The organism is Mycobacterium sp. GA-2829, from assembly GCF_001499965.1.
In the GTDB taxonomy this organism is placed as follows: Bacteria; Actinomycetota; Actinomycetes; order Mycobacteriales; family Mycobacteriaceae; genus Mycobacterium.
In genome coordinates, this window is record NZ_LQIT01000089.1 from 119,701 (window position 1) to 132,035 (window position 12,335).

The 12,335-nt window shown below is 69.8% G+C and carries 10 protein-coding genes; 6 read left to right on the forward strand and 4 right to left on the reverse strand.

Annotated features, from left to right (window positions below; genetic code table 11):
• Positions 1 to 37: 37 nt before the first annotated feature.
• The 4 genes from sthA to AU194_RS30380 all read left to right on the forward strand — a co-directional run bounded on the left by sthA (position 38) and on the right by AU194_RS30380 (position 4,419).
• Entirely contained in the window at positions 38 to 1,444 is a 1,407-nt protein-coding gene (sthA, locus tag AU194_RS30365) for a Si-specific NAD(P)(+) transhydrogenase (protein ID WP_197417787.1), read from the forward strand.
• Between the two features lie 175 nt (positions 1,445 to 1,619).
• Positions 1,620 to 2,624 carry a proteasome assembly chaperone family protein gene (locus AU194_RS30370; protein ID WP_059092955.1) on the forward strand — a complete coding sequence of 335 codons (1,005 nt, stop codon included), beginning with the start codon at positions 1,620 to 1,622 and terminating at the stop codon, positions 2,622 to 2,624.
• A gap of 50 nt (positions 2,625 to 2,674) precedes the next feature.
• A complete protein-coding gene (locus tag AU194_RS30375) occupies positions 2,675 to 3,697 on the forward strand; it encodes an alpha/beta fold hydrolase (RefSeq protein ID WP_059092956.1) in 1,023 nt (340 codons plus the stop codon).
• Positions 3,698 to 3,732: 35 nt separating this feature from the next.
• On the forward strand, positions 3,733 to 4,419 hold the full coding sequence (locus AU194_RS30380; protein WP_059092957.1) for a PhzF family phenazine biosynthesis protein: 687 nt from the start codon (positions 3,733 to 3,735) through the stop codon (positions 4,417 to 4,419).
• Between the two features lie 6 nt (positions 4,420 to 4,425).
• Here AU194_RS30380 and nrdR read toward each other — a convergent pair whose 3' ends face one another.
• Positions 4,426 to 4,887, reverse strand: coding sequence for a transcriptional regulator NrdR (nrdR, locus tag AU194_RS30385; protein WP_059092958.1), 462 nt, complete (start codon positions 4,885 to 4,887; stop codon positions 4,426 to 4,428).
• 169 nt (positions 4,888 to 5,056) lie between these two features.
• Positions 5,057 to 5,503, reverse strand: a complete 447-nt coding sequence (locus tag AU194_RS30390) for a LysM peptidoglycan-binding domain-containing protein (RefSeq protein WP_059092959.1) — start codon at positions 5,501 to 5,503, stop codon at positions 5,057 to 5,059.
• Positions 5,504 to 5,688: 185 nt separating this feature from the next.
• Between AU194_RS30390 and lexA the strand changes: the two genes are divergently transcribed.
• Positions 5,689 to 6,381 carry a transcriptional repressor LexA gene (gene lexA, locus AU194_RS30395; RefSeq protein WP_059092960.1) on the forward strand — a complete coding sequence of 231 codons (693 nt, stop codon included), beginning with the start codon at positions 5,689 to 5,691 and terminating at the stop codon, positions 6,379 to 6,381.
• 11 nt (positions 6,382 to 6,392) lie between these two features.
• Here lexA and AU194_RS30400 read toward each other — a convergent pair whose 3' ends face one another.
• Positions 6,393 to 8,411 carry an LGFP repeat-containing protein gene (locus AU194_RS30400; protein ID WP_059092961.1) on the reverse strand — a complete coding sequence of 673 codons (2,019 nt, stop codon included), beginning with the start codon at positions 8,409 to 8,411 and terminating at the stop codon, positions 6,393 to 6,395.
• Positions 8,412 to 8,592: 181 nt separating this feature from the next.
• Here AU194_RS30400 and AU194_RS30405 point away from each other — a divergent pair, with 181 nt between their 5' ends.
• Positions 8,593 to 10,881 carry a molybdopterin guanine dinucleotide-containing S/N-oxide reductase gene (locus AU194_RS30405; protein ID WP_059092962.1) on the forward strand — a complete coding sequence of 763 codons (2,289 nt, stop codon included), beginning with the start codon at positions 8,593 to 8,595 and terminating at the stop codon, positions 10,879 to 10,881.
• Here AU194_RS30405 and AU194_RS30410 read toward each other — a convergent pair.
• Positions 10,878 to 12,203: a DEAD/DEAH box helicase gene (locus AU194_RS30410; RefSeq protein ID WP_059092963.1), complete on the reverse strand. Its 1,326-nt coding sequence runs from the start codon at positions 12,201 to 12,203 to the stop codon at positions 10,878 to 10,880. The genes AU194_RS30405 and AU194_RS30410 overlap by 4 nt on opposite strands.
• Positions 12,204 to 12,335: the final 132 nt, after the last annotated feature.

A 12,335-nucleotide genomic window follows, 5' to 3' on the forward strand; every position in this document is an offset into this window, starting at 1 on the left:
CGCCGGGGGCGGCGTAGACCTTGTTGCCATGGGTGCGATGCAGGAGTTCGACCTCGTCGTGATCGGCTCCGGACCGGGCGGGCAGAAGGCGGCGATCGCCGCGGCCAAGCTCGGCAAGACCGTCGCGGTGATCGAACGCGGCCGCATGCTCGGCGGTGTGTGCGTCAACACCGGCACCATCCCGTCGAAGACCCTGCGCGAGGCCGTGGTGTACCTCACCGGCATGAGCCAGCGGGAGCTGTACGGCGCGAGCTACCGGGTGAAGGAGAAGATCACCCCGGCCGATCTGCTCGCCCGCACCCAGCACGTCATCAACAAGGAGATCGACGTCGTGCGGTCCCAGCTGATGCGCAACCGCGTCGAGCTCTACATCGGCCACGCCCGCTTCGTCGATCCGCGCACCGTCCTGGTCGAGGACCCCAACCGCGCGGAACGCATCACCGTCTGCGGCCGCAACATCGTGATCGCCACCGGCACGAAACCGGCCAGGCCCGTGGGCATCGAATTCGACGAGGACCGGGTGCTGGACTCCGACGGAATCCTCGACCTGAAGTTCATCCCGTCGTCGATGGTGGTCGTCGGCGCCGGGGTGATCGGCATCGAGTACGCGTCGATGTTCGCCGCGCTCGGCACGAAGGTCACCGTCGTGGAGAAGCGCGACGCGATGCTGGAGTTCTGCGACCCCGAGATCGTCGAGGCGCTGCGGTTCCACCTGCGCGATCTGGCGGTCACGTTCCGCTTCGGGGAGGAGGTCACCGCCGTCGACGTCGGCTCGGCGGGCACGGTCACCACCCTGGCCAGCGGCAAGCAGATCCCCGCCGAGACGGTGATGTACTCGGCGGGCAGGCAGGGCCAGACCGACCACCTCGACCTGGAGAACGCCGGGCTCGAGGCCGACGCCCGCGGCCGCATCTTCGTCGACGAGAACTACCGCACCAAGGCCGACCACATCTACGCCGTCGGCGACGTGATCGGGTTCCCGGCGCTGGCCGCGACGTCGATGGACCAGGGCAGGCTGGCGGCCTACCACGCCTTCGGCGAGGCCGCCAAGGGAATGACCGAGCTGCAGCCGATCGGCATCTACTCGATCCCCGAGGTGTCGTACGTGGGCGCCACGGAGGTCGAGCTGACCCGCGACGCGGTGCCCTACGAGGTGGGGGTGTCGCGCTACCGGGAGCTCGCCCGCGGGCAGATCGCCGGCGACTCGTACGGCATGCTCAAACTGCTGGTCTCCACCGAGGATCTGCGGCTGCTCGGCGTGCACATCTTCGGCTCCAACGCCACCGAGATGGTGCACATCGGCCAGGCCGTGATGGGGTGCGGCGGCACGGTCGAGTACCTCGTCGACGCGGTCTTCAACTATCCGACCTTCTCGGAGGCCTACAAGGTCGCCGCCCTCGACGTGGTGAACAAGCTGCGCGCGCTGAGCCGATTCCGCTCCTAGCAAACCTGGTTCGACCGACAGCGATCAGGGCATTCTGCCTGGAATGCGGTACGACCCGTGCCGTGTTGACCCGGTGAGCCGGTACCCGCGGCGGCGGGGGCCGCAAAATGCGCGACACTTATGGCCACGGCGCGACGTGGGAGACGTCGACACCGCGGCGAGGAGGCGAACCGAGATGGCAGACCAGCCAGACATTCCCGAGCAGCGTTACCAGCCCGAACCGAACGGCATGTACGAGTTGGAGTTCCCGGCTCCGCAGCTGTCGTCGGCCGACGGGCGTGGACCGGTGTTACTCCATGCGCTGGAGGGCTTCTCGGATGCGGGCCACGTGGTGAAGTTGGCGACGGCCCACCTGAAGAGCAGTCTCGACACCGAACTGGTCGCGTCGTTCGCGATCGACGAACTGCTCGACTACCGGTCGCGGCGGCCGCTGATGACGTTCAAGACCGACCACTTCTCCTCCTACGAGGAGCCCGAACTCAACCTGTACGCGATGCACGACACCGCGGGCACACCGTTCCTGCTGCTGGCCGGGATGGAGCCGGATCTGCGCTGGGAACGGTTCATCTCGGCCGTGCGGCTGTTGGCCGAACGGCTCGGGGTGCGCCAGACGATCGGGCTGGGGTCGATCCCGATGGCGGTCCCCCACACCCGGCCGGTCACCATGACCGCGCATTCGAACAACAAGGAACTCATCGCCGAACACACCCCGTGGGTCGGCGAGGTGCAGGTGCCGGCCAGCGTGTCGAGCCTGCTGGAGTTCCGGATGGCCCAGCACGGCCACGAGGTGGTCGGCTACACCGTCTACGTCCCGCACTACCTGTCGCAGACGGCCTATCCGCCCGCGGCCGAGGCGCTGCTCGCCGAGGTGGCCAAGACCGCGGCGCTGCAGATCCCGCTCGCGGCGATGTCGGAGGCGGGCGCCGAGGTGTACACCAAGATCAACGAGCAGGTCGAGGCCAGCGTCGAGGTTGCCCAAGTGGTGACCGCACTGGAGCGACAGTACGATGCGTTCGTCGCCGCTCAAGAGAATCGGTCGCTGCTCGCGCACGACGAAGATCTGCCCAGCGGAGACGAACTCGGCGCCGAATTCGAACGGTTCCTCGCCCAGCAGACGGGCGAGAAGGACAAAGAGGACCGGTACCGGGACGGGTTCTCCGATGGCGAGGACCGTAGCTGAACGGACTGCACGCCCGCCGGGCACCCCGGCCCGACGACGAGGTTGGCGACATGACGGACCGCACGCCCAACCTGCGCCCGGTCCGGGACGTCACGCCGACGCTGCAGTACCGCACGATCCACGGGTACCGCCGCGCCTTCCGCATCGCCGGTGAGGGTCCGGCGATCCTGCTCATCCACGGGATCGGCGACAACTCCACGACGTGGAGCACGGTGCAGTCCAAACTCGCACAGCGGTTCACCGTCATCGCACCGGACCTGCTCGGGCACGGCAAGTCCGACAAACCCCGCGCGGACTATTCGGTCGCGGCCTACGCCAACGGTATGCGGGATCTGCTCAGCGTCCTCGACATCGACCGGGTGACCGTGGTCGGCCATTCGCTCGGCGGCGGCGTGGCGATGCAGTTCGCCTACCAGTTCCCGCAGTTCGTGGATCGCCTCATCCTCGTCGGGGCGGGCGGGGTCACCAAGGACGTCAACATCGCGCTGCGGGTGGCGTCGCTGCCGTTGGGCAGTGAGGCGCTCGCGCTGCTGCGCCTGCCGCTGGTGTTGCCGACGCTGCAGGCCGCAGGGCGGATCGCGGGCACCGCGCTGGGCACCACGAAGGTCGGTCGCGACATCGCCGAGATGATGCGCATCCTCGCCGACCTACCCGAACCCACCGCCTCGTCGGCATTCGCCAGGACCCTGCGCGCCGTGGTCGACTGGCGCGGCCAGGTGGTCACCATGCTCGACCGCTGCTACCTCACCGAATCGGTTCCGGTGCAGCTGATCTGGGGAACCCACGATTCGGTCATCCCGGTGAGCCACGCCCGCCTGGCGCACGCCGCGATGCCCGGCTCGCGGCTCGAGGTCTTCGAGGGCGCCGGGCACTTCCCGTTCCACGACGATCCGGACCGGTTCGTCGAAACCGTCCTGCGTTTCATCGATTCCACCGAACCGGCGACCCACGACCAGGAACTGCTGCGGGAGTTGTTGCGCACCGGTCTGAGCGAATCGGCCATCAGCGGTTCGGTCGACACCCGCGTCGCCGTGCTCGACGCGATGGGCAGCGACGAGCGCAGCGCGACCTGACCGCCCCGTCGTCGCCGACCACGTAGCATCGCCGCATGGCCATCGATGTCCAGGTGTTGCGGGTGTTCACCGACCCCGACGGGAATCACGGCAATCCGCTCGGCGTCGTCGACGCTGCCGCCGTCGACCCTGCCGACCGGCAGCGGATCGCCCGCGAACTCAATTACAGCGAAACGATTTTCGTCGACATCCCGGATTCCGGTGCGACGAGTGCACACATCAGGATCTTCACCCCGGCGACCGAACTGCCCTTCGCCGGGCACCCCACCGTCGGCGCGGCGTGGTGGCTGCGCGCGAACGGTCTGCCGGTGCGCACACTGCAGGTGCCTGCCGGGATCGTCCAGGTGGGCGAGGACGGCGACCTCACCACAGTCCGGGCCCGCTCCGAATGGGCGCCGGAGTTCGCGTTCCACGACCTCGCCTCGACCGAGGAACTGGCTGCCGCCGACCCGTCGGACTTCTCCGACGACACCCATCACTACCTGTGGACATGGACCGACCGCGAGGCCGGGCACATCCGCGCGCGGATGTTCGCCCCGGACCTCGGCGTCCCCGAGGACGAGGCCACCGGTGCCGCCGCGATCCGCGTGACCGACTACCTCAGCCGAGATCTGACGATCGTGCAGGGCAAGGGGTCGGTGATCCAGACGGTCTGGAGCCCGGACGGCTGGGTTCGCATCGCGGGCCGCGTGGTCGCCGACAGCGACCGGCGCCTGGACTGAGCCGGGTCAGCCCGACCGGGCGCCCTGGTGGGCGCGCAGCGCCTCGATCTCGCGTTCGAAATCCGCGGCCGACTCGAAGGACCGGTACACCGACGCGAACCGCAGGTAGGCGACCTCGTCGAGGTCGCGCAGCGGCCCAAGGATGGCCAGACCCACTTCGTGGCTGGGCACCTCCGGTGACCCGGTGGCCCGGACCGCGTCCTCGACCTGCTGGGCGAGCTTGTTGAGGGCGTCGTCGTCGACCTGGCGGCCCTGACAGGCCCGGCGGACGCCCTTGATGACCTTCTCGCGGCTGAACGGTTCGGTCACGCCGCTGCGTTTGACGACGGCGAGCACCGCGGTCTCGACGGTGGTGAAGCGTCGACCGCATTCCGGGCAGGACCGACGTCGCCGGATCGCCTGTCCCTCATCGGTCTCCCGCGAGTCGACCACGCGGGAGTCGGGGTGACGGCAGAACGGACAGTGCATCACCGCTCCTTCGCCAGACCGCCGGGTGAGTGTCTCGAACCTCCCCGAGCCTACCCGGGCGGCACCACCACCGCCGACGGCCCGTGGCCACACCCACCCGATACTCGGGTGGGTGAGTGGCGCGAACGGCACCGCTGCACCACACCGCGATTCGCCGGCCACGACACCGTCAGCCGACGGGTGCGATCAGGGTCTGACCCGCGTCGAGCGCCGCGGACTCCAATTGGTTGAGCTCCCGGATACGTTCGACCACCGCACCGACGGGGGCGTCCGGCGCGACCCGCTGCGCCACCTGATGCAGGCTCTCCCCGGACTGCACCTGGACCACGGCCAGTTCGGCGGGCACCGAGGCGTGCTCCCCCGCCAGGCCACCCAGGTTGGCGACCAGCCCGAGCCACACGGTGATCCCGCCGGCGAGCAGCGCCAACAGCACGGTTGTCGCGGGCGTGATGGGGCGGCGGCGGTGCGAGGCCCGCGACACCAGTACCCCGTTGCCCCGGTGCCGGACCGCCGCACCGGCGGGCCGCCCGGCTCGCGGGCGCCGCGTGGCGGTCGGTCGGCGGACGCCGCCTGCGGCGGGGATGTGCTGGCTCTGCCGCGCTTCGAGGATCGTCATGTCCTGCCCTTTCCCTGTGGCTGTTCGCTCTTGTGTTCGAATGTAGTCGATCAGGTGTTCGATGGATAGAACGTGTGATCGAACTGTTGCGAACGATAAGCGAAGGGTCTGACAAGCCGGTCGGGCCGCGACACGCGTCGAACACATGTTTGATCATCGGCGCCCGGGCGACTAGATTCAGCGCCATGAGCGACGACAGCAGCGACACCCGGACCGGCGGCGGACGTCGCGCGGACGCCGGTCTCACGGAACGACAGCGCACCATTCTCGAGGTCATCCGCACCTCGGTGACCAGCCGCGGGTACCCGCCGAGCATCCGGGAGATCGGCGACGCGGTCGGCCTCAACTCGACCTCGTCGGTGGCCCATCAGCTACGCACCCTCGAACGCAAGGGTTATCTCCGCCGCGATCCCAACCGGCCGCGCGCGGTCGACGTCCGGTTGTCCGACGAACCGGCGGCACCGGTGGTCACCACCGACGTCGCGGGAAGCGACGCGCTACCGGAGCCGACGTTCGTCCCGGTCCTCGGGCGCATCGCCGCCGGTGGGCCGATCCTGGCCGAAGAGGCCGTCGAGGACGTGTTCCCGCTCCCCCGCGAACTCGTCGGCGAGGGGTCGCTGTTCCTGCTCAAGGTCGTCGGCGAGTCGATGGTCGACGCCGCCATCTGCGACGGCGACTGGGTCGTCGTACGCCAGCAGGCCGTCGCCGACAACGGCGACATCGTCGCGGCCATGATCGACGGCGAGGCCACGGTCAAGACCTTCAAGCGGACCCGCGGTCAGGTGTGGCTGATGCCCCACAACCCGGCGTTCGAACCGATCCCGGGCAACGACGCCGCGATCCTCGGCAAGGTCGTCACCGTCATCCGCAAGATCTGATCCGGCGGGCGTCAGTCGCCGCGGACGAAACCGTTCGTCCGCGCGAATTCCTCACTCGCGAAATAGATCTCGGCGGCCGCCTGGTCGTAGCCGGGGCTGCCCGGCGCCCAGTACAGACCCGACCGGGTGTCGGCCTTGACCGGGTAACCTTCGGGGGCGGTACCGGAATCGACCGGCAGGTGGATCGCGGTGCGGCCCGGGCTGGGTTCGTCGATGTCGATCGCCGCGTGGCGTCCGCTGGGGGCATCCTCGACGTACGGCGCCGGTGCGAACAGTTGCGGCTCGGGCTCCGGTTCCGGCTCAGGCTCAGGTTCGGGTTCGAACCGGAGTTCTGGTTCGGGCGAGGGTTCGGAGACCGGCAGCGACGGCTCCTCCAGCGCGGACTGCGCCGCGATCTGATCCGCGGTGCCCGCCGGTTCCTCGATGCGGGTGGGCGCGGTGTCGACGGAATCGGGGTCCTCCTGACCGCCGAAGAGCTCGTCGGCGGTCGGCTCCGGCCGTGCGCTCTCGACGCCGTCGGCCGGCTCGTCACGCGGATTCCACGGATCGGCGTAGGGGTGCGGCTGGTCCTCGTGCTCGTCGGGACGCGGCTCCGGGTGGTAGCGGGCCGCGTCGGAGAACACGTCCCCCTCGTCGGCGAAGGGGTCCTCGCGGTAGCCGTCGCGGGCATTGCGGCGGCGCCACAGCACCGCACCGGCCACCAGGGCGACCACGAGCAGCACCGGGATCAGCGCCAGCAGCCACCACCAGTTCCAGTGCCAGTTCAGCCACTTGCCCTCGTCGTCGGCGGCGGTGGCCGGTGGCGCCTCGGGCGTCTGGGGCGCCTGCTCGCCGGGGACTTCCACATTGGCCAGCTGGGCGGCCAGATTGCCCGGTTCGATGGTGAACTTCCGGTTCGCGCGGTCGTAGGACAGCACACCGTCGCTGAAGCGTTGGGTGATGATGTCGCCGTTCTCGGTCTGATCGGCCACCGGCGCGCCGAGCGGCCCCTTTGCACCGTCGAGCTTCGACCAGCCGGCGTTCATCGCGCCGCGCACGATCACGGCGCCGTAGTCGGGGGTCCAGAAGATGACCGGCTGGTCCTCGGCGGCGAAGGTGCTGATCCGGCTGTTCGAGCCGAGGCCGCCGTCGGCTTCGCTGGCGGTCGGGAAGCCGAGATCGCCCTCGGGTCCGCCCACGCTCTCGTACTTCTCGAGCACCTGACCGGTGACGACGTTGGCGCCCGTCTCGGGGGTGTAGAAGATCTTGCCGCCCGCGTAGTTCTGGCCGACCCCGTCCTCGCCGATCTCGTACTGCGGCCCGTCCTTGGCGCCGAGCGGTCCCAGGGCGCCGCCCGCGGCGCGGCGTGCGGCCGCGATGGCCGAGGACGCATCCTCGGGGATCGACAGGTCCGTGAGCTGGTCTGCCAGTTCCGGCGGCGTCGTGGTGAACGTCTTGGTCTTGCGGTTCCAGGACACCTCACCGCCGGTGAACTTCTGGGACGCGACGTCGCCCCGGTACACCTCGTCCTCGGCAGGCACGCCGAGGACCCCGGCTGAACCGCCGAGCTTGTCCCACGCGGCGTTGACCGCACCGCGGGCGACATGCGCACCGGTCGCCGGGGTCCAGAAGATCACCGGCTTGTCGGCGGCCGAGAAGGTGACGTTGCGGCTGTCCGGTCCGACCCGGCCCGGACCCTCGCCGATCGTGGGAAAGCCCAGGTCACTGTCGGCGGGCCCGCCAAGCGACTCATACTTCTCGAGGACCGCGCCCTGCATCCAGTGGGCGCCGGTGGCCGGGGTGAAGAACATCTTGCCCGCGGCGAAGTTCTGGCCGAAGCCGTCGCCGACGGGGTACACGCCGCCTTCGCGCACGCCGAGCGGACCGGTGGGCCCGCCGCTGGCGTCGTAGGCCGCGGTGATCGCGCCGTCGGCGTCGGTGGCCGGATCCGCAGCCGCGGTGGGTACGAACAACAGACCCGCCGCAGCCACCGCCAGCCCGACCGCCACGCGCACCAACGCCGTGTGCAGCAGGGGTCGCCGCCCGCTCATCGAACCTCCCGTATTCGGCGCGTGAGTGTGTCGAAAGTATCGCGCCAGCCAATCTTGTGTCAGCCGACGTCATTTTCCGGGACACGACAGGCAATTCTGGGCAAGATACTTGCAAATCGGGCCGATGTGAACGCAAATCCTGGTACGGGGACCCAATTCGAGCGGCTCTAGACTCTGCGCCATGGCCATCCTGCCGACCAGCCTCACGCACTGGGGAGGCTTCTCCGCGGAGGTCGCATCCGGTGACATCGCGTCCGTCACCCCGCTTCCCGGCGACCGCGATCCCTCACCCCTGCTGGGCAATCTGCCCGGTTCGGTGCGTCACCGCTCACGTATCGCGGGGCCCGCGGTCCGGCGGGGCTGGCTCGACGACGGCCCCGGCCCGAGCGATCGTCGCGGCGCCGACGAGTTCGTCGCGGTGTCGTGGGACGAGTTGACCGAACTGCTCGCCGGCGAACTGCGCCGCGTGGTCGACACCCACGGCAACGAGGCGATTTACGGCGGCTCCTACGGCTGGGCCAGCGCGGGCCGCTTTCACCACGCCCAGAGCCAGGTGCACCGCTTCCTGAAATTGCTTGGCGGATACACCTTTTCGCGGCACTCCTACAGCCTCGGCGCCACCGGCGTCATCATGCCGCACGTCGTGGGCACCCACGACGATCTGTTCAAGCGGTCCACCGACTGGGACGTGATCGCCGCCCACACCGAACTGCTCGTGTGTTTCGGCGGGCTGGCTCTGAAGAACACCGGCACCAATCACGGTGGCACGACGGCACACCCGGCCCGCGATGCGCTGCGCCGCTTCCGCGATCGCGGCGGTGCGATCGTGTCGTTCTCGCCACTGCGCGACGACGTCGACGGTGAGTGCGAATGGCACGCACCGGTACCCGGCACCGATGTCGCGATCATGCTGGGGTTGGCGTACGTGCTGGCCACCGAGGATCTCGTCGACCGCGAGTTCCTGCAGAGCCACTGTGTGGGCTATGACCGGTTCGAACGCTATCTGCTCGGTGCCGACGACGGTGCGCCGAAGAGCCCGCAGTGGGCGGCGGAGCGCAGCGGGCTGGCCGCCGACGAGATCGCCGCACTGGCACGGCGGATGGCCGCACACCGCACCATCGTCACGGTCAGCTGGTCGTTGCAGCGGGTGCGCCACGGTGAGCAGGCGCCGTGGATGGGGCTGACGCTGGCGGCGATGCTCGGCCAGATCGGGCTACCGGGCGGCGGATTCGGACACGGCTACGGGTCGATGAACGAACCCGGACTGCCGCCGCTGCGCTGCGGCCTGCCCCGGCTGCCGCAGGGCATCAACCCCGTGACCACCTTCATCCCGGTCGCCGCGGTCAGCGACATGCTGCTGCACCCCGGGGAAGAGTTCGACTACAACGGGATGCGCTTGACCTACCCCGACATCCGGTGCGTGTACTGGGCCGGCGGCAACCCGTTCCACCACCACCAGAACATCCCGCGGCTGCGGCGCGCACTGGGGCGCGTCGACACCGTGGTGGTGCACGACCCGTACTGGACGGCGATGGCCAAACACGCCGACATCGTGGTGCCGTCCACGACGGCGTTCGAACGCGACGACTTCTCGGGGTCGAAGAACGATCCGCTGCTCATGGCGATGCCGAAACTCGTCGACCCGTACGCCGACAGCCGCGACGACTACACGACGTTCGCCGCGCTGGCCGACCGGCTCGGGTTCGGCGATCAGTTCACCGAGGGGCGCACCGCGCGGCAGTGGCTGGCCCACCTCTACGAGAAGTGGGCCGCCGAACTGGATTTCGTGGTGCCGTCGTTCGACCAGTTCTGGGCCGACGGCAAGCTGCGGCTGCCGGTCGAGCCGGGACTGACCCTGCTCGGTGACTTCCGCGCCGATCCGGTGGCACACCGCCTTGGCACCCCGAGCGGGCGCATCGAGATCTTCTCTGACGACATCGCCGGTTACGGCTACGACGACTGCATCGGTCACCCGGCGTGGTTCGAACCCACCGAATGGCTCGGCGGCACAAGGGCCGAGCGGTATCCGCTGCATCTCATCGCCAACCAGCCCGCCACCCGGTTACACGGTCAGCTCGACGGCGGCGCCACCAGCCAGGCAGCGAAAGTCGCTGGGCGCGAAGCGATCCGGATGCATCCCGACGATGCGTCCGCCCGCGGGCTGAGCGCCGGCGACGTGGTGCGGGTGTTCAACGACCGCGGGGCGTGCCTGGCCGGTGTGGTGGTCGACGACCGCGTCCGGCGCGACGTCGTCCACCTGCCGACCGGCGCCTGGTTCGATCCGGAGGATCCCGCCGACTACGACGCCATGTGCGTGCACGGCAACCCGAACGTGCTCACCGACGACGTCGGGACGTCGAAGCTGGCGCGCGGCAGCACCGGCGCCCATGTGCTCGTGCAGGTGGAGAAGTTCGCGGGCCCGCTCCCTCCGGTGCGGGCCCACGAACCGCCGGTGATCCGGCAGCGTTAGCGCGCCGCCTGGGGCCGCCGGCGCGGACGGCGGGTGCGGGAGGCGTCACCGGCGCCCTGGGGGCGTCCCTGCCGCTCGCCGTGTGCGGGCCGCCGGCGCCGCGGATTGGCGGCCGCGCGGGGCTGTTCGACGGGCTTCGGCGCGGGCGCCTGGTACGGGGCGATCTCCCCGACCAGCGCGGTGACCGACGGCGAATCCGCCGCGACCTGCTGCGGGGCGACCTTGATGCCGGCGCGGCGCAGCAGCGCCGCGGTGTCCCTGCGCTCCTCGGGCAGCACGACGGTGACCACGTCACCGGCGCTGCCGGCGCGAGCGGTGCGGCCCGACCGGTGCAGGTAGGCCTTGTGCTCGACGGGCGGGTCCACGTGGACGACGAGTTCGACCTCGTCGACGTGCACGCCGCGGGCGGCGATGTCGGTGGCGACCAGCACCTTGGCCTCACCGCTGGAGAACGCCGCGAGGTTGCGCTCGCGCGCGTTCTGGGAGAGGTTGCCGTGCAGATCGACCGACGGCACCCCGGATTCGGTGAGCAGGCGGGCCAGCTTGCGGGCCTGGTGCTTGGTGCGCATGAACAGGATCCGGCGTCCGGTCCCGGACGCGAGCGTCTGCACCAGCGCCTTCTTCTCCTGGGTGCCGGCCACGTGGAACACGTGGTGGGTCATCGCCGGGGGCGGCGCGTTGACCTCGTCGACCGAGTGGGTGACGGGTTCCCGCAGGAAGCGACGGACCAGCTTGTCGACGCCGTTGTCCAGGGTCGCCGAGAACAGCAGTCGCTGACCGCCCGCGGGCGTCGCGGACAGGATGCGGGTGACGCCGGGCAGGAAGCCGAGATCGGCCATGTGGTCGGCCTCGTCGAGCACGGTGATCTCCACCGCGTCGAGCTGGATCAGCTTCTGCCGCATCAGGTCTTCGAGCCGTCCCGGGCACGCGACGACGATGTCGACCCCGGCGCGCAACGCGGCGGCCTGCGGGTTCTGTGAGACACCACCGAAGATGGTGGCGACCTTGAGATCGTATGCGGCAGCGAGGGGTTCGAGCGTGGCGGTGATCTGGGAGGCCAGCTCACGGGTGGGTGCGAGCACCAGGCCGCTCGGGTGGCCCGGGCGACGCTTCGCGTCGGCCAGCCGGCTCACCAGCGGCAGCGAGAACGCCAGCGTCTTACCGCTGCCGGTCTTTCCGCGACCCAGCACGTCCCGACCGGCCAGGCTGTCGGGCAGCGTCGCGGCCTGGATCGGGAACGGGCTGTCGATGCCACGGTTCTCCAGGACACGGCGCAGCGGTCCGCGCACACCGAGGTCGGCGAAAGTGGGGGTGGTCGTCATGCAGGTAATGCCTTTCAGGGCAGTGTCGTGCATCCTGGGGCAGCACCGGACACGGTGCGCATGAGGGATACACAGGTGGCGAGATTGCCGGTCGGCAACATCGATCGCCGCGAGAAGAGCTTGAGCCGGACG